The organism is Actinomadura oligospora ATCC 43269, assembly GCF_000518265.1.
Lineage (GTDB): Bacteria > Actinomycetota > Actinomycetes > Streptosporangiales > Streptosporangiaceae > Spirillospora > Spirillospora oligospora.
Window position 1 is genome coordinate 15,015 of sequence record NZ_JADG01000029.1, and the last position, 17,077, is coordinate 32,091.

16 protein-coding genes are annotated in these 17,077 nt (G+C 73.3%); 10 read left to right on the plus strand and 6 right to left on the minus strand.

Annotated features, from left to right (window positions below; all coding sequences use genetic code 11):
• Positions 1 to 12 precede the first annotated feature (12 nt).
• Positions 13 to 903, minus strand: coding sequence for a LysR family transcriptional regulator (locus tag P696_RS0130555; protein WP_026415317.1), 891 nt, complete (start codon positions 901 to 903; stop codon positions 13 to 15).
• Positions 904 to 997: 94 nt separating this feature from the next.
• On the opposite strand from P696_RS0130555, the gene P696_RS0130560 reads away from it, so the two are divergent.
• Entirely contained in the window at positions 998 to 2,317 is a 1,320-nt protein-coding gene (locus P696_RS0130560; protein WP_034487910.1) for an MFS transporter, read from the plus strand.
• Positions 2,318 to 2,357: 40 nt separating this feature from the next.
• On the opposite strand, the gene P696_RS0130565 is transcribed toward P696_RS0130560, so the two are convergent.
• Together P696_RS0130565 and P696_RS0130570 are read right to left on the minus strand one after the other, a co-directional pair.
• On the minus strand, positions 2,358 to 2,660 hold the full coding sequence (locus P696_RS0130565; RefSeq protein ID WP_245627878.1) for a DUF6204 family protein: 303 nt from the start codon (positions 2,658 to 2,660) through the stop codon (positions 2,358 to 2,360).
• The gene (locus tag P696_RS0130570; RefSeq protein ID WP_026415320.1) at positions 2,657 to 3,313 is read right to left on the minus strand and encodes a TetR/AcrR family transcriptional regulator; all 657 of its coding nucleotides are present in this window, start codon (positions 3,311 to 3,313) and stop codon (positions 2,657 to 2,659) included. The genes P696_RS0130565 and P696_RS0130570 overlap by 4 nt, the downstream gene beginning before the upstream one ends.
• 74 nt (positions 3,314 to 3,387) lie before the next feature.
• On the opposite strand from P696_RS0130570, the gene P696_RS0130575 reads away from it, so the two are divergent.
• The 4 genes from P696_RS0130575 to P696_RS0130590 all read left to right on the plus strand — a co-directional run bounded on the left by P696_RS0130575 (position 3,388) and on the right by P696_RS0130590 (position 6,691).
• Positions 3,388 to 4,155, plus strand: a complete 768-nt coding sequence (locus P696_RS0130575; protein ID WP_026415321.1) for an ABC transporter ATP-binding protein — start codon at positions 3,388 to 3,390, stop codon at positions 4,153 to 4,155.
• An 8-nt stretch (positions 4,156 to 4,163) separates the two neighbouring features.
• Complete coding sequence (locus tag P696_RS0130580) at positions 4,164 to 4,925, plus strand: ABC transporter permease (RefSeq protein WP_026415322.1); 762 nt, start codon at positions 4,164 to 4,166, stop codon at positions 4,923 to 4,925.
• Between the two features lie 91 nt (positions 4,926 to 5,016).
• Complete coding sequence (locus P696_RS0130585) at positions 5,017 to 5,367, plus strand: YciI family protein (protein WP_026415323.1); 351 nt, start codon at positions 5,017 to 5,019, stop codon at positions 5,365 to 5,367.
• Between the two features lie 91 nt (positions 5,368 to 5,458).
• Positions 5,459 to 6,691: an RNA polymerase sigma factor gene (locus tag P696_RS0130590; RefSeq protein WP_026415324.1), complete on the plus strand. Its 1,233-nt coding sequence runs from the start codon at positions 5,459 to 5,461 to the stop codon at positions 6,689 to 6,691.
• A 112-nt stretch (positions 6,692 to 6,803) separates the two neighbouring features.
• Here the strand turns inward: P696_RS0130590 and P696_RS0130595 are convergent, their stop codons facing one another.
• The 3 genes from P696_RS0130595 to P696_RS0130605 all read right to left on the minus strand — a co-directional run bounded on the left by P696_RS0130595 (position 6,804) and on the right by P696_RS0130605 (position 9,906).
• Positions 6,804 to 7,550 (minus strand): poly-gamma-glutamate hydrolase family protein, encoded by a 747-nt coding sequence (locus P696_RS0130595; RefSeq protein ID WP_051468381.1) that lies wholly within the window; start codon positions 7,548 to 7,550, stop codon positions 6,804 to 6,806.
• An 84-nt stretch (positions 7,551 to 7,634) separates the two neighbouring features.
• Positions 7,635 to 8,441: an SAM-dependent methyltransferase gene (locus P696_RS0130600; RefSeq protein WP_026415326.1), complete on the minus strand. Its 807-nt coding sequence runs from the start codon at positions 8,439 to 8,441 to the stop codon at positions 7,635 to 7,637.
• 49 nt (positions 8,442 to 8,490) lie between these two features.
• Positions 8,491 to 9,906, minus strand: a complete 1,416-nt coding sequence (locus tag P696_RS0130605; RefSeq protein ID WP_245627879.1) for a serine hydrolase domain-containing protein — start codon at positions 9,904 to 9,906, stop codon at positions 8,491 to 8,493.
• Between the two features lie 181 nt (positions 9,907 to 10,087).
• On the opposite strand from P696_RS0130605, the gene P696_RS0130610 reads away from it, so the two are divergent.
• The 5 genes from P696_RS0130610 (at position 10,088) to P696_RS0130630 (ending at position 17,053) form a co-directional block, all read left to right on the plus strand.
• Complete coding sequence (locus P696_RS0130610; RefSeq protein ID WP_026415328.1) at positions 10,088 to 10,810, plus strand: TetR/AcrR family transcriptional regulator; 723 nt, start codon at positions 10,088 to 10,090, stop codon at positions 10,808 to 10,810.
• Positions 10,811 to 10,878: 68 nt separating this feature from the next.
• Positions 10,879 to 14,343, plus strand: a complete 3,465-nt coding sequence (locus P696_RS53120; RefSeq protein WP_051468382.1) for an AAA family ATPase — start codon at positions 10,879 to 10,881, stop codon at positions 14,341 to 14,343.
• 93 nt (positions 14,344 to 14,436) lie between these two features.
• Complete coding sequence (locus P696_RS49150) at positions 14,437 to 15,798, plus strand: MinD/ParA family ATP-binding protein (protein ID WP_157430006.1); 1,362 nt, start codon at positions 14,437 to 14,439, stop codon at positions 15,796 to 15,798.
• Positions 15,795 to 16,145 (plus strand): hypothetical protein, encoded by a 351-nt coding sequence (locus P696_RS0130625; RefSeq protein ID WP_026415329.1) that lies wholly within the window; start codon positions 15,795 to 15,797, stop codon positions 16,143 to 16,145. Before P696_RS49150 ends, P696_RS0130625 begins: the two co-directional genes overlap by 4 nt.
• Positions 16,142 to 17,053: a DUF6177 family protein gene (locus tag P696_RS0130630; RefSeq protein WP_026415330.1), complete on the plus strand. Its 912-nt coding sequence runs from the start codon at positions 16,142 to 16,144 to the stop codon at positions 17,051 to 17,053. The genes P696_RS0130625 and P696_RS0130630 overlap by 4 nt, the downstream gene beginning before the upstream one ends.
• Positions 17,054 to 17,077: the final 24 nt, after the last annotated feature.

Consider the following 17,077-nt stretch of genomic DNA (forward strand, 5'->3'; position numbering starts at 1 on the left):
CAAACGGGACGGTCAGCCGAAAGGCGTGGCAGCGCAGGCGTACAGCAGCTCACGCAGACCAGGAAGCGACTCGCGGTCGGACCGCCACACCAGTCGCAGGCTGATGTCCGGAACCGGCAGGTCAAGCGCGGTCAAGGAGCCCCGGCGGACGGCGTCGGCCACCGCGAAACCGGGGAGCAGCGCGATCCCGAGGCCCTGCTCGGCCCACCCCCGCATCACCGCCACTCCCCCGGCGCGGACGCGTGCCGGCCCGGGCCCGAGGAACCGGTCGGCGGCGAACCGGAACGAGCAGTTCTCGACGTTGACCAGGAGTGACTGGCCCTGGAGGTCGGCCGGGACGAGGCCCGTCCGTCCGGCGAGCGCGTTGCCCGGGGCGGCGACCAGGACGAGCGGGACGGGCTCCACGTCGAGGAAGGCCAGCGGGGCCTCGGGCGGCGGGAAGCCGAGATCGCCGAGGGCGTCGCCGGTGTCGAGCAGCAGCGCGGCGTCGAGGGAGCCGCCGACGACGTCCGCGAGCAGCTCGTCGCGGAAACTCGTGGACAACACCTCCGTCGCGGTGCCCGGCGACCGCGCGGCCAGCCGTGCCAGGACGCGCGGGACGAGCGTGGCGACGATCGTCTCCAGCGCGCCGAGCCGCAGCGCCGACGCCGACCCGACGACCTCCTGACGGGCCTGGTCGGCGGCGTCCAGGAGGCGGCGGGACCAGGTCAGCATGCGTTCGCCGGACGGGGTGAGCCGCATCCCCCGGGCCGTCCGGTCGAACAGCGGCACGCCCAGGGACTCCTCGAGGGCCCGGATCCGGGCCGAGACGCTGGACGGCGCGAGCCCGAGCGCGACGGCGGCGTCGGTGACCGTCCCGTGCCGGACCACCGCCTCGAAGACCCGCAACTGACGAAGTTCCATCCTCCGCGCCCCCACCACGACCGTTCGGTTTTTCCGAACGGAGCGTACGCCACGGCCGGTGGAACGGAACCGCCCGCGCGCCGAGGCTCGGAGCATGACGATCACCACCACGGCGACGCCGCCGGCATCGACGACCCAGCGGACGATCCCGCTGGTCGGCGTCTCACTCGGCTACTTCATGGTCCTGCTCGACATGACCGTCCTGTCGGTGGCCGAACCCGACCTCTCGTCCTCGCTGCACGCCTCGATGTCCGGGCTGCAGTGGGCGACGACCTCCTACACCGTCGTCTTCGCCGCGCTGCTGCTCACGGCCGGGGCGGTCGCCGACCGCCTCGGCGCGCACCGGGTGTTCCGTTCGGGCATCGCCGCGTTCGGCGCGCTCTCCCTGCTGTGCGCGGCGGCCCCCACCCTCGGGACGCTGGTCGGGCTGCGCGCGCTGCTCGGCGTCGCGGCGGCGGCCTGCGTGCCCGCCTCGATGGCGATGATCGCGCGCCTCTACCCGGACGCCGCCGCCCGCACGCGCGCCATCGCCGCCTGGGCCGCGATCAGCGGCAGCGCGGTCGCGGCGGGCCCGGTGCTCGGCGGCCTGCTGGTCGGCGCGGCGGGCTGGCGCGCGGTCTTCGTGGTGAACGGCCCGATCGCGCTGCTGGTGCTGGCGCTCACGGCGGGCGCGGCGGTCCGCTGCCCGGGCGGCGCGCGGCGGATCAACGTCCGCTCGCAGCTCGCGGTCATCGCCGCCCTCGGCCTCGCCACGGACGCGCTGATCGCGGCGGGCGCGCGCGACTGGCCGCACACCGCGGTCTCGGGAGCCGCCGCGGTCGCCGCCGCCGTCGGCCTCGTCCTGCTGGAACGCCGCCGCCCGGTGACACCCGTGGTGGACGCGGCGCTGCTGCGCAGCCGCGGCGTGCTGATCGGGCTCGGTGTGGGCGCGGCGGTCAACTTCACGCTCACCGGCGACCTGTTCGTCCTGCCGCTGACCCTGCACCGCGGGCCGGTCGCGACCGGGCTGGCGATGCTCCCGATGACCGTCCCGTTCGTCCTGGGCCCGCCGATCACCGGACGCCTCGTCGCGCGCTTCGGACCGCGTCCGTCCCTGCTCGGCGGGACGACCCTGCTCACGATCGGCGCCGTGCTCCTCGCGTCCCACGCCCTCACGGCCGGTCTGCTGCTCACCGGATGCGGGGTCGCGCTGGCGCTGCCGTCCCTCGCCGCCGCCGTCATGGCCGCCGCGCCGGACGGCGCCGCCGGGGCCGCGGGCGGCCTGCTCAACGCCGTCCGGCAGTGCGGCGCGACCCTCGGCGTCGCCGTCGCGGGCGCCTTCGCGTCCACGCATCCCTCGGTCGCCCTGCTGGTGCCCGGCGTGGTCTGCGCGGCGGCGGGCCTGGCCCTCGCCCTCAGCCGCCCGCAGAACTAGTCAGCCGCCCGGCGGGCTGGTCAGCGGCCCAGGGGGCGGGTCAGCGGCGCTTGCGGCGGATCTTGATGTCGCGCATGTCGGTGACGGCCGTCTTCAGGACGTCGTAGGGGTGGCCGTGCGCGTCGAGGGCGGCCAGGGCGGCGAGGCCCGCGTCGTCCTCGTCGTCGTCCGGGCCCGCGGGGACCTCGACGCGGAAGGTGAAGACGGAGAGCGAGCCGTCGCAGGTGAAGGTGCCGCGCCCGGTGAAGGCGGTGGCGAACGGGTCGCCGCCGCGGAGCGCGGCGCGGGCCTCGTCGTCCAGGTCGCCGAACCTGCCTCGGATGGACACTCGGAACACGTTCACTTCGGCTCGTCCTCTCGGGGGCGGGTCGCGTAGGTCAGGACGCGGTCGCCGAGCAGCGACTCCATGACGTCCAGCAGGCCGAGCATGGCGGCGGCGATCTCGCCGGGCGGTTCGTCGCGGGCGGTGCGCTCGCCGATCTCGAGGAACATCGTCTCCTGCGTCCAGGCGATCTGGGCGGCCACGAGCCGGGGCACCGGATCCGCCGGGGACGCGCCGGACGCGGCGGCCAGCTCGGCCGTCAGCGCGGCGCGCATGTCCGCGCCCAGCCGGTCGAAGCGGGCGAGCAGCGTCGGCGACTCCCGGATCATCCGCATGAACCGGCCGTAGCCGAGGGTCAGCCCGATGCTGCGGTCGCGCCGGTGCAGCTCCTCGCGCAGGTTCCGCAGGACGGCCCCGGCCGCCGACTCCCCCGGCGCGCGGTCGCGGACGAACGCGGCGAGCCGGTCGGCGGACGCCTCCCCGCCCTGCGGGAGGACGAGGTCCTCCTTGGCCACGAAGTAGTTGTAGACGGTCTTCACCGACACGTCCGCGGCCTCGGCGATCTCGGCCATCGTGACCGCGTCGAAGCCGCGCTCCACGAACAGCCGGGTGGCGACCTCGGCGAGGTGCCGCCGGGTCGCGCGCTTCTTCCGTTCCCGCAGGGTCTCCGTCACGCGGCCATCTTACATGCCATGCGAAACTTTCAATTGATTGTATTTTTCCCATCCGTTGTGCTTTCATGCCTGGCATGACCCCACCCGTTCTCGACGTCCACGGGCTCAGCCGCACGTTCCAGCTGCGGTCCGGGCCCGTCCACGCGGTCCGCGGCATCGACCTGACGGCCGGGCGCGGCGAGATCCTCGGCGTCCTCGGCCCGAACGGCGCCGGGAAGACCACGACCGTCCGGATGCTCGCCACGCTGCTGCCCCCGTCCGGCGGACGGGCCGTCGTCGCGGGCCACGACCTGCTCGACGACCCCGCCGGCGTGCGCGCCCGGATCGGCTACGTCGCCCAGTCCGGCGGCCTCGACCCGAGCTGCCCGGTCGGCGAGGAGCTCGTGACGCAGGGCCGGATGCACCGGCTGTCCCGCGCCGGGTCCCGCGCCCGCGCCGCCGAGCTCGCCGCCGACCTCCACCTGGAGGACCTGCTCGAACGCCCGACCGCGGCGCTGTCCGGCGGCCAGCGCCGCCGCCTGGAGATCGCGCTCGGCCTGGTGAACCGTCCCGAGGTGCTGTTCCTGGACGAGCCGACCACCGGCCTCGACCCCGGCAGCCGCGCCGACCTGTGGGACCTGGTCCGCCGCGTCCGGCGCGACCACGGCACGACCGTCCTGCTGACCACGCACTACCTGGACGAGGCCGACGCGCTCGCCGACCGCCTCGTGATCGTGGACGCCGGGACGGTCGTCGCCGAGGGCACACCGGCCGATCTCAAGGCCCGGCACGGCGCCGCCACCCTCCAGGACGCCTTCCTCGCCATCACCGGACGCGCCACCGACGCGCCCGCCGCCGTCTAGGACCCGCCATGAACCAGCTCTTCGCCGACACCGGCGTGATCTTCGGCCGCTCGATGCGGCAGACCCTGAGGTCCAAGACCTCGCTGACCTTCGGGATGCTCCAGCCGCTGCTGTTCCTGGCCCTGATGGGGCCGCTGCTGTCGAAGGTCGACCTGAGGACCGGCGGGACGTCCTGGCAGGCGTTCGTGCCCGGCCTGCTCGTCCAGCTGTCGCTGCTCGGCGGGATGTTCGTCGGGATGGGGATCCTGGTCGAACGGCAGGTCGGCGTCATCGACCGGATGCGGGCCACTCCCCTGCACCCCGCCGCGCCGCTGCTCGGCCGGACCCTGCGGGACGTCGTCCAGCTGGTCGTCCAGTCGGCGCTGCTCGTCGTGCTCGGCGTCGCGTTCGGGCTGCGCGCGCCGCTGGCGGGCGTCCTGCTCGGCTTCGTGTTCGTCGGGCTGCTGTCGGCGGCGCTCGCGCTGCTGTCGTACGGCCTGGCGATGAACGTGCGGACCACGCCCGAGTTCGCCGCCATCGCCAACACCGTCGTCCTGCCGATGATGCTGCTCGCGGGCCTGCTGCTGCCCATGACGCTCGCGCCCGGCTGGCTGGACGCGGCGTCCCGGATCATCCCGTTCCGCTACACCGTGGACGCCGTCCGGCACCTGTACCTCGGCGAGTACACGGATGGAACGGTCCTGGCCGGGCTCGGCGTCACCGCCGGGCTGGCCACGGTCGCCCTCTACGGGGGGCTCGCCCTTTTTCGCAGGTCAGCGCGTACGCCATGATTCTTTTGAAAAAACTTCCGGTGCGGTGTCGATCCGGCCCTTCCTCGATCGACGCCCTGGTGAAGCGACACCGAGAGCGAAGGAGAGCACAATGCGGTTCCTCTTGACGACGGTCGACGACGGCACCCCGCAGGACGGCCTGACCGACGAGATCCAGGCCAAGATGGGCGCGTTCATCGCCGAGATGAGCCGGTCCGGCGAGCTGCTCGCCACCGGCGGACTCGACCCGCGGGCGACCCACATCGTCGCCAAGGACGGCAAGGCCGAGATCGTGGACGGCCCGTTCAGCGAGTCCAAGGAGTTCGTGGCCGGTTTCGCCCTCATCGAGGTCCGGAGCGAGGAGGAGGCCATCGAGCACTCCCGCCGGTTCTGGTCCATCGTCGGCAGCGGCCGCGGCATCATCCAGCGGGTCTTCGGCCCGGAGGACATGGCCGGTCAGTGACCCGGGCAGAGTGCCCGCGCGCACGCCCGCCCGCGCATCCGCGCGGCGGGCGTGTTGCCGTTTCCGGGTGCCAGGTGCTCTTATCGGGCGCGTGAGGGATGTGAACCGGACCATCGACGCGGTCTGGCGGCTGGAAGCGCCGCGGATCATCGCGGGGCTCGCACGGCTGGTCAACGACGTCGGACTGGCGGAGGAGCTGGCGCAGGACGCCCTGGTCGCGGCGCTGGAGCAGTGGCCCGTCCAAGGCGTCCCGGACAATCCGGGCGCGTGGCTGATGTCGGTCGCCAAGCGGCGCGGAATCGACCGGATCCGGCGCGAGCAGACGTTCGCGCGGAAGGTCGAGGAGGTCGGGCAGGCCCTGGAGGCCGCGGCCGAGATGCCCGAACCGGACGAGATCGCCGACGACCTGCTGCGCCTGGTCTTCACGGCGTGCCATCCGGTCCTGTCACGGCAGGCGCGCGTCGCGCTGACGCTGCGGATGCTCGGCGGGCTCAGCACGGACGAGATCGCGCGTGCCTTCCTCGTCCCCGAGGCGACCGTCGCGCAGCGGATCGTCCGGGCGAAGAAGACGCTCAGCGCGTCGGGCGTGCCCTTCGAAGCGCCGCAGGGTCCAGAGCGCGCGGCGCGGCTCGACTCGGTGCTGGAGGTCGTCTACCTGGTCTTCAACGAGGGATACGTGGCGACGGCCGGGTCCGACTGGCTCCGCGTGGACCTCTGCCAGGAGGCGCTCCGCCTCGGACGGATCCTCGCCGAGCTCGCCCCACGCGAACCCGAGGTGCAGGGCCTGGTCGCACTCATGGAGATCCAGGCGTCCCGTACGCGCGCACGAGTCGGCAAGGACGGCGCGCCCGTCCCGCTGCCCGAGCAAGACCGCGGCCTCTGGGACCGGCTTCTCATCTCGCGCGGCTTCGCCGCCCTCCTGCGCGCGCAGGAGATAGGCGCACCCCCCGGCCCCTACGTGTTGCAGGCCGCGATCGCCGCCTGTCACGCACAGGCCGCGTCCGCCGAGGACACCGACTGGCAGCAGATCGCCGGACTTTACGAACTGCTCGTGCGCACGGAGCCGTCACCGGTCGTCCAGGTGAACCGGGCGTTCGCGCTCGGCATGGCGTTCGGCCCGCGCCGGGGCCTGGACGTGCTCGACGCGCTGTCGGACGAGCCGTCCATGACGAATTACCACCTGCTGTCGAGCGTCCGCGGCGACCTGCTCGCACGTCTCGGCGAAAGCGCCGACGCGGCCCGTGAGTTCACCCGCGCGGCGGCGCTGACCCGCAACGAAGCCGAGCGGGACGTCCTGGAGAAGCGGGCCGCCGAACTCTCCTAGAAAGACTCCCGGGCGGTCCCGCGACCTGCTGCGCGGCCTGCGCAAGTGACCCCCGGAAAGCGGCGGACGGCCCGGATGCGCACCGCACCCGGGCCGTCCGCCTGCCGTGTGCCTACAGCGACGCGAGCACGGAGTTCACCGCGCGGACGTAGTTGTAGAAGGCGGCCGTGCGGTGCCTGGGATCGGCGATCCAGGCCGCGTCGAGGCGTCCGCCCTTGAAGAACGCCTTGCGCTGCGCCGTGGTGATCTCCAGCTGGACGCCCTTGCCGCGCGCGTTCCGGTTGCAGATGTTCCGCGGGTCGCCGCCGTCGATGCGTCCGGGCGGCGTGGAGACCCTGAAGCCCTTCGCCCGCAGCGCCCTGGTGATCTTCGCCGAGAGCGCGGTGTCGCGTCCGCCGACGTAGGTCGTGGCCGTGTCGCCCTTCGCGGCGTGCCACGACACCGTGTACCTCACCGACTTCTGCAGGTTCAGCGCGCGCGGCTCGTCGAAATGGGTCGAGGTGATGTGCAGCGCCGTGTTCCCGGACTTCTTGATGCCCTCGAACGAGTAGAAGCCGTCCTTGCCGGTGCGCGCGGCGTAGTCGGCGAGCTGCGTGGTCGGCGGCTCGATCCCCCCGCCGTGGATCGCGATCTGCGCGACGTGCGAGGCCCTCGCGGGCCGCAGGACGCGCAGGTAGTCGCGTCCCTCCTTCTCGTGACGGGCCAGGTCGGCGTAGTTCTTGTACCGGTCCGCCGTCGCCGACACCCGCGCCGCGACCGGCTGGGCCGCCGACGTCCGGCCGGACGACGACGCGCCTCCGCACGCGGACAGCGGGAGCACGGCGACGACGAGTCCCGCGATGGGCAGCAGTTTCTTCAAGGGATCTCCTGAGACGTGAGGGATCCGGCCGGGAGCGCGCTCCGGGCCGGACGTCTGGAAAACGATGTCAGCTGGGACGTTCGGTTATCTGGGACGTTCTGCTATGAGGAAGCCGCGGGGCGAGCCGCTCCCCGGGGCGGACCTGCCGTAGGACGCCGCCGCGTCGCTGAGGCTGTGCTGCTCGACGCGCCAGCCGTGCTCCTCCAGCCAGGACGCGGACTCCTCGCCCAGCCCGCCCTTCCACAGTGCCCCGGCGGGGAACTGCTCGGGATGCGTCCGCGCGAGGTCGATCAGCCAGGTGGTGCCCGTGCCGTCCTCGGTCGCCAGGCGGCTGCCCGGCGCGGACGCCTCGCCGATGCCGTCCAGCAGCGCCGCGGCGTCGTCCTCGGAAAGGTAGATCAGCAGGCCCTCGACCAGCCACGCCGTCGGACGGGACGGGTCGAACCCGGCGGCCGGCAGCCGTCCGGCCCAGTCCTCCCGCAGGTCGGCGGCGACGACCGTCCGCCCGCAGCGCGGCTCCGCGCCCGCGAGGGTCGCGTCCTTGAAGGCGAGGACGTCGGGCAGGTCGACCTCGAACAGCCGCACGCCGTCCGGCCAGTCCAGCCGGAACGCGCGCGTGTCGAGCCCGGCCGCCAGCAGGACGACCTGCCGGATCCCGGACGCGGCGGCGTCCAGGAAGTAGTCGTCGTAGAAGCGGGTGCGGATGATCACCTGGAGGACCATCATGTCCCGCATCGCCCCGGCCGTGCCCGGCACGGCGGGCGGCCCGGCCGCCGCGAACGCCTCGGCGAACGGATCGGCGAAGAGCCGGTCCTCCCGCCGGTGCTCCGCGGCCCGCATCCGGGCCACGCCGAGCGCCGTCCGTCCCACTCCCCGCAGCGGTTCGTCCATTTCGATCACATTACTCCCGGCTCGCCGCCCTTCTCCGGCGGATCGCCTTTCAGGCGGGCGGAGCCAGGAACGTGAGCGGAAGGAAGCGGGTCGTGGCGGCGGAACCCGCCGAGGACGCGTCGGACGGCCCGCACAGCGCCTGGAGGACGTGGGCGCCGAGCGCGTTGTCGATGGGCCCGGCGATCGGGACGCCCTGGCCGTCGAGGCTCTGGAAGCCGGTGCGGTTCATGGCGACCGTGAGCTGCCGGTCGCCGTCCTGGCTGGTCAGCGACTGGGTCGCGGCGCCCCAGACGCTGCCGTCGTGCCCCCAGTACCGTCCGCAGGGCAGGTTCAGGGCGTACAGGCCGAGGCCGTAGTCGAGGACGGTCGTCCCGCCCGCGTCCTTCACCGGAACGGTCCTCTTCATCTCCGCCAGGGAGTCCTGGCTGGTCAGCCTGCCGGTGAGGAGGTCGCGGTAGAAGTGGTTCAGGTCGTCGGCGGTCGAGATCAGCGACCCGGCCGTGGACGACCAGCTCATGTCGTACTCGCTGTAGTCGCGGGGCTGGTCGAGCACGCCCGACAACGACTCGTACATCCGGGAGTGCGGGCCGCGGATCGACGGGTCGTCGCCCGGGAAGTAGGTGTGCCGGAGCCCGGAGCGGCGGATCACCGCCGCCGTGATGTAGTCGGCGGCCGTCCGCCCGGTGATCTTCTCCAGCAGCAGCCCGAGGATCACGTAGTCGGTGCCGGAGTAGGTCCAGTTCTGCCCCGGGTCGCCGGTCGGCTTGGCCCCGAGGCCCCAGTCGACGAGCCGCCTCGGGCTCAGCCGCCGGTTCCGGTTCGCGTCGAGGCTCTCCGCGGACGGCTCGCTCAGCGACGGGAACGCGGCGGGCAGGTAGTCGCCGATGCCGCTGGTGTGGTCGAGCAGCATCCGGACGGTGATCCGCCGCCCGCGCGGGCCGGGGACCACGTCCGGCAGGTAGCCGCCGATCGCGTCGTCCAGGTGGACGCGCCCCTGGTCGACCTGCTGCATGACGGCCGTCGCGACGAACGTCTCGGTGACGCCGCCGACGCGCTGCCGCATGCCGGTCCGGACGGGCCGTCCGGTGGCGGTGTCGGCGACCCCGGCCGCGCCCTGCCACGTCGTCCCGCCGTCCCGGACGGCCGAGGTCACGCCGTACATCCCGGCCTCGTGCGTGGCGTCCAGGGTGGCCTGGAGCTTGGCGTGGTCCAGCGCGGACGAGGTGGGCTCGCCGACCGTCGGGATCATGGGGGTGCCGTCGTCCGGGACCCGCAGTGGGTCCAGCGGGCTGCCCGGCGCGGCGGGCATGGGAGCGGTCCAGGGAAGCGGCGGCGAGGCCGCGAGCACGGCCGTGCCCCACCCGCCCGCGCTCTCCCCGGGGACGGCCGCCGCCGTCCCGGCCGTGACCGCCGTCGTCGCCAGCGCCGCCGCGGCAAGAAGCCGCCGGAGCCGCCTGGTCTCCATCCCGCCACTCCAGTCCATGAACCGTCCGGGCGTCGCACCCGGTCGACGTCCACTCTGGCACCACAACTCAACGCAAGTCCGACATCAAGGCGAACCGGACATGGAGATGTGACGGGATGGTGATCCCACGGGTTCGCGACGGCCGCCCCGGCCGTTCTTAGGTCCGTCCTAGAATCACCGCATGACCGGCCCGACCGAGGGTCTGCGCGCTCTGAAGAAGCGCCGGACCAGGCTCGCGATCTCGCACACCGCCACCCGCCTGTTCCTGGAGCGCGGGTTCGACAAGGTCACGATCGCCGAGATCGCCGAGGCGGCCGGGGTGGCGAAGATGACCGTCACCAACTACTTCCCGCGCAAGGAGGACCTGGCCCTCGACGTCCACGAGGAGTTCGTCGCCTGGCCCGCAGCGACCGTCAGGGACCGCGCGCCCGGCGAGTCCGCGCTCGCCGCCCTCCGCCGCGCCTACCTGGACGCCGTGGACCGGCGCGAGGCGATGATCGGGTTCAGCGGCGAGCCGTTCGCCCGGCTCGTCGCCGGGAGCCCCACGCTGGTCGCCCGCGTCCGCGAACTGCACGAGGAACGCGAACGCGCCCTAGCCAAGGCCCTCGCCGAGGCGACCGGCGACGCGACCGGCGACGCGACCGGCGAACCGATCGGCAAGGCGACCGGCACCGGGGAAGGGACCGGCGAGGAGGCGGGCACCGGCGTGGCCGGGCTCGGGGCCCGGCTGGCGGCGGCCCAGGTCGGGGGCGTCCACCGGGTCCTGTTCGAGGAGGCCCAGCGCCACGCGGCGGACGGCCGGACCCACGAGGAGATCGCCGCCGCCCTCACCGAGGCCGCGGGCCGGGCGTTCGGCCTGCTCGAACCCTCACTCGGGGGTTACGCCGTGCGGACAGACGAGTAAACCTGGCCACAGTTGTCACGGAGACGGCCTAACCTTTACGCCGGGTTTGTTGGCGAGGGGGGTCTTGCGTGGCGCTGCCGGAGCATCTGGAGCTGCTGGTCACCGATGAGCCGGTCTGCGACTACTGGGCCACCGGCCCCTGGCGCGTGCCCGACGGCCTTTTCGCCGAGATCCGCGACCGGGTCGAGACGCTGGTCAACGACCCCCGCTGCAAGGATCTGACCACCGACGACCTGGAATTGCTGACCGCGCCGTCCCCGCTCGTCCTCGGCGACCTCGTGCTCGCCCTGGAGTTCCTCGGCGGCGGCTCGGCCGTGTGCACCGGATCACACTCCCGCCTCCAGTACCAGTTCTTCGGCAGGTACCACCGCGAGCCCCGCGACCTCATGCTGGAGTTCCCCGCCTGGATCGTGACCAGCGGGAACTTCCGTCCGCTGGAGTGGCTCGGCGACAGCGGCGACAAGGAGCTCGCGCTCACCCTGGCCCGCGAGTCCCTCGACGTCCTGGAGGGCATCGAGCCCCTGGAGCCCCGGCGGCGGGCCCTCGCCCGGCTCCTCGCCGACCCGCCGCCCACCCTGGACATCACCGACCACCTCGTCGACCAGCGCCAGGCGTGGATGGACCACGCGTCCGACGAGATCATCGCCGCGCTGCCCGAGCTCGCCGGGCCGATCGGCTACCTGGAGTGGATCTGCGCCGGGCTCACCCCCGCGCACGAGCACCTGCGGTCCGCCGCGCCGCGCGAGGAGTCCGTCCAGGACCTGTACGTCCACCTGCTGCTCCAGGGCGGGCTCCGGGAGGTCCCGGCGGAGCTGTCCGCCGTGCTCGGCGAGAACGCCTACGGCGAACTGCTGGAGCGGTTCGCCCACGTCAGGGACACCGGGTTCGACGCGTCCGAATGGAGCGAGGGCGTGCGGGCGTGGCTCGCGCGGGCGCTCGGCGCGGGCGAGGCGGACGCCTGCCGCGGCTGGCTCGACATGGCCGTCCGGTTCACCGGATCCGTGCAGGGGCTCCCCGCCGACTGCGACATCCCGGACCCGCAGTCGATCCCGGTCAGCCAGTTCCAGTACGACCTGCGGCGGCTGTTCCGGCCGCGCCGCCGGGTCGTGAACCCGCTCGCCTCGTCCATGGGGAAGGGCACCCCGCGCTCGCGCCGCCCGCGCGCGTCGGCCGAGGTCGGCTCCGACCTGGTCGGCCAGCCTGACGTGGTCGCCGCCCTCGCGCGGATCGCCGAGGGCGACGGGCCCGTCCGGTTGATGCTGGTCGGCCCGGACGGCACCGGCAAGCGGGACGCCGCGCAACACGTCGCCCGGCTTCTGCTCGACCGGGGGGTCACCTCGTCCCCGCTCTGGCTCGCCGACGACTTCTTCGCGGGCAAGGAGGTCTCCGCTGCCACCACGCACCTGTACAACGACGCACGGGAGTCCGCGGGTTCCCGCCTCATGGTGATCGACGGCCTGGACGACATGTCCCGCGACCCGCGCAGCGGCGAGGCGATCGTCGAGGAGCTGCACCGCGCCCTGGACGTCCACGACGACCTGCACGTCGTCGCGCTGTGCGAGCCGGGCGGCGACGAGCGGATCCGCGAGGTCAACCCGGCGCTGTCGCTGCGGTTCGAGGTCGTCCACACCCGCCCGTTCAGCCCGGACGCGTTCGCCGAGCTGTTCTCCCGCGCCCTGGCCGCGCGCGGCGCCCGCGCCCACAAGCGCGCCCTGACCGCCGCCGGGGACCTGCTCGCCCGCACCCCGGCCGTCCGGAACCTGCGCAACGCCCGGCTCGCGCAGCGCCTCGCGGACGTCATCGTCGCCGACGTCCGCGCCCGCACCGCGCCCGGCGAGGAGCCGGTGGTCAAGCGCGCCGACATCCCGGCCCGCTTCGACGCCGCCGGCACCGCGTCCGACCCGCACGTCGAGCTGGACGCGCTGGTCGGCCTCGCGCCGGTCAAGAAGGAGATCGAGCTGATGGTGGCCGGGGCGAACGCCGCCCGGCTGCGCCGCGACGCCGGGCTGCCCGCGGGCGCGCCGTCCCGGCACATGCTGTTCACCGGCAACCCCGGCACCGGCAAGACCGAGGTCGCGCGGCTCCTCGCCCGCCTCTACAAGGACCTCGGCATCCTGTCGTCCGGGCACCTGGTCGAGGTGTCCCGCGCGCAGCTCGTCGGCCAGTACCTCGGCGAGACCGCGGTCAAGACGCGCGAGGTCGTCCGGCGCGCGGTCGGCGGCGTCCTGTTCATCGACGAGGCGTACGCGCTCGCCCAGTCCGACCTGTCGGAGGACTACGGCCCCGAGGCCGTCGCCGAGCTGGTCAAGATGATGGAGGACCACCGCGACGACCTCGTCGTCGTCGCCGCGGGCTACGAACGCGAGATGCAGCGGTTCGTCGCGTCCGACCCGGGCCTGGCCTCGCGGTTCCCGGTGACCGTCCGGTTCCCCGACTTCACCGACACCGAGCTCGTCGAGATCTTCTCCCGCATGTGCGCCACATCCGGACTGACTCTGACCGGCGACGCGTCCGCGAAGGTCGCCGACCTCCTGCGCCGCGCCCCCCGCGGACGCTCCTTCGGCAACGCCCGCCTCATGCGCAACCTGTGCGAACGCGCCCAGGCCCTCCAGGCCCGGCGCGTCACCTCGCTGAAGCGCCCGTCCGCCGAGCGCCTCGCCGAACTGCTGCCCGCCGACATCCCCGACTCGCTCACCGGCACGTCCCGCGCGATCGTCGCCGCCGACCCGCTCGGGTCCCTGGACGCCCTGGTCGGCCTGCGCGACGTCAAGACCGAGGTGCACCGCCTGGCCGCCGAGGCCCGCAGCGCCGAACTCCGCCGCGCCGCCGGACGTCCCGCCGTCTGGCCCACCCGCCACATGGTCTTCTCCGGCGGCCCCGGCACCGCCAAGACCACCGTCGCGCGCCTGGTCGCCGCCGTCCACGCCGACCTCGGCCTGCTGTCCTCCGGCCACCTCGTCGAGGTCGCCCGCGGCGACCTGGTCGGCGGCTACCTCGGCCAGACCGCCCCGCGCGTCAAGGCCGCCGTCGAGCAGGCCCTCGGCGGCGTCCTGTTCATCGACGAGGCGTACGCCCTCGGCTCCGACGCCTACGGCGCCGAGGCCGTCGCCACCCTCGTCAAGCTCATGGAGGAGTACCGCGGCGACCTGCTGGTCATCACCGCCGGCTACGAACGCGAGATGACCGCCTTCCTGGCGGCCAACCCCGGCCTGGAATCCCGCTTCCCCAAGCGCCTGCGCTTCCCCGACTACACCGACTCCGAACTCGTCCAGATCTTCGAGGTCCTCGCCGCCGCCGACGGCCTCACCCTCGCCCCCGGCGTCCGCGAGGCCCTCCGCGCCCTCCTGGCCACCGTCCCGAGGGGCCCGTCCTTCGGCAACGGCCGCTTCATCCGCAACCTCCTGGACGCCGCCGTCGCCACCCAGTCCGTCCGCCTCACCACCACCACGACCCCCGACCCCGCCGTCCTCCGCCCCGAAGACCTCCCCACCACCCTCCCCACCCCGGCCACAGCCCCCGGCCTCTACCTCTGAGGAACAGGGACCGCCGCGAGATCAACCGGGGTCTAGACTCGTCCGGATCCCACCAGTCAGCCTGACTCTGGCAGCGCCGTTGAGGGGAGACCGGTGACCGAGCGAGACTGGCAGCACGACGTGCTCCGCGACCTCGGCATCTCCGACACCGGCCTGGTACTCCTCGGCCCGACCCCACCATCCGAACCCCTCTTCTCCGCGCCTCTCAGCGCACCCCCGGCCGTCCAGCTCCCCGGTCCGCGACCGTCAGGTCAGAGACAAGCCACCACCCAGTTCCAGCGGCCAAGCCCCCTCGCTGCCCCGCCTCAGGCCGAACCACCGGAACAGCCCGTCCCGGACGCGTTCCCCGAGTGGGGCCGCCCCCTACCCCAAGAGCCACCCGAGCCCCGGGAACAACATCCGGCGGAACAGCCCGAACCACCCGAGGCTCAGCTGGCGTCCGTGGACTGGTCCACCGCCACCCACCAGACCTTCACGCCCGAGCCCACCGCACTCGCCGCCTCACCACCCACCCCGCCGACGCAACGGCCTCCGATGCAGCAGGCGGCCCCCGGCCCCTCCGCGGACGAGATGGTCCGAAGAGTCCGGCACGGCGATTCGACGGTGCGACGCCTCGGCCACGGGATGCGGCGCATCGTCGGAGCGTCGGCGGCCGGGGACGTCCGGGACACGACCCAGATCGTCGAGCGGATGAACCGTCCGGTGCCGTCCTGCCGCCGCATCGTCGTCACCAGCATCCGAGGCGGCTCGGGCAAGAGCACCATCTCCGCGCTCGTCGCCGACGTGATCCGCGAACACCGCAGCGACCGCGTGGCGGCCGTCGACGCCGACCCCGGCCTCGGATCCCTCGCCCCCCGGCTGGGCGTCCGCCCCACGCGCTCGCTACGCGATCTGGCCGCCGCCCGCCCGTCAAGCTTCGAGGAAACGGCCTCCTGCCTCACCCAGACCCCGAGCGGCCTCTGGGTACTCGCGGCGAGCAGCCACGGCTCGGTGGGCGCGGACCTCGACTTCGACACCTTCCACACCGGCCTCGGACGACTGGGCCGCTACTTCTCCACAACCGTGATCGACTGCGGAGCCGGACTGGTCTCGCCGCTCCACCGCGACATCCTGACCTCGGCCCACGCCCAGATCTTCGTCGCCCCCGCCACAGGGGACGGCACGCTCAGCGCCCGTGCCGCCATCGACTGGTTCGCACGCAACGGCCACGCCGACCTCCTGCCCCGGACGCTGATCGTGCTCGTCTCGCACACACCTGCCCCCGACACCGACCTCGCCCGCGCCCAACGCCTTCTCAGCGGCGGCGGCCAGTCCGTCGTGACCGTCCCGTTCGACCGTCACCTGGCTGCGGGAGCCTCGATCGACAGCGGCCTGCTCAGCGCCTCCACCCGCGAGGCCACGACCCGTATCGCCGACGAGTCCTTCACCCACTCGCTCGCCGGAGGCAGCACATGAGCCGCGAACTGGTCGTCCTGCTGCCCGAACCACCCGACATCGCCGCAGTCCTGTCGAACTCCGACGCCCTCCGCGACACCGCCCTGTCGATCGCCCACCTGGACGGCGCGACCCTGCTCTACGACGACGAAGGCCGCCTACTCGTCCGCGTCGCCGAGCCACGCCGCATCGAAGTCCCGGGCGAAACCGAACGCCTGCTGGGCGTCCCGGCACCGCTGCCCACCTGGTGGATCGACCTCCGCGCCGCCGCCACACCGGACACCGCGTCCGCCACCGCCCGCCACTGCGCCGAAGCCCTCGCTACCCGCCACCACGGAACCATCTGCACCGCAGAGACGCCTGCATGACCACCTTCGACGCCGTCACGGACCGCGCCCTGGTGGTGCTCTCCGACCGTCCCGTCATCGGGCTCACCAGCGACCTCGCCGAAGCCGAGAGCACATGCACAGGCTCGGGACGCATCGTCCAGCTCGTCACCTCCCCACACAGCCGAATCACCACCGTGCTGCGTCTCCTGGTAACGGCCAACAAGATCGAGTGGATCGTCCGGGACACAGATGGCTACTACGCCGCCCTGACCGGCCACCCCATGCACTGGGACGGCACGGCCTTCGTCCCCCTCTCGAGCGCGACCGACTACGCCCCGGGCTTCGTCAAAGGCCCGGCCAGCCCGCTCGGCACCCACCTCACACTCACTCTGCGCACCGACTCGTCCGCTCCCGGCGCCGCCGTCGAAGCACTGACGAGAGCCATGACCGGCGCCAACCCCACGGGCTGGGACACGTCCGAACCCATCGCCCACCCCTGGAACCTCGCCGACCTCTACGCCGATCCCCCCACCCGCATGGTCGCGGTGGGCCCGGGGCCGTCCCTCGCGCTCTCGGAGCGAACCTCAGCTCACAACGGCACTGCCACCGAGAACACGACCATCACCTTCGCGTTCGCGCTGAACGCGCCACAGCCGCACCGACACCTCCCGGCGATCCTGGCCGCCGCGGCAACGGAGGTCCCCTTCACCTCCCTGCTCGTCCACCAGTCCCCCGGCCGCCCAGACCTCACCGTCGAACCACGCTGGTCAGGAACGTCCACACCCGTCGGCCTGGCCATCACGGGCTTCCGCCCACCCGCCCCCGACTTCCCTTCCGCCGCCGCCGGCCCGATCACCTGGTACCCCCTAGGCGACACCACCACCCCAGCCACCTGGCACCACTACCACCGCCTCCTCCACCACCTCCAGCACCAGCCAGAACACTGACCCAGGAAGGTACAGCGGACCAGA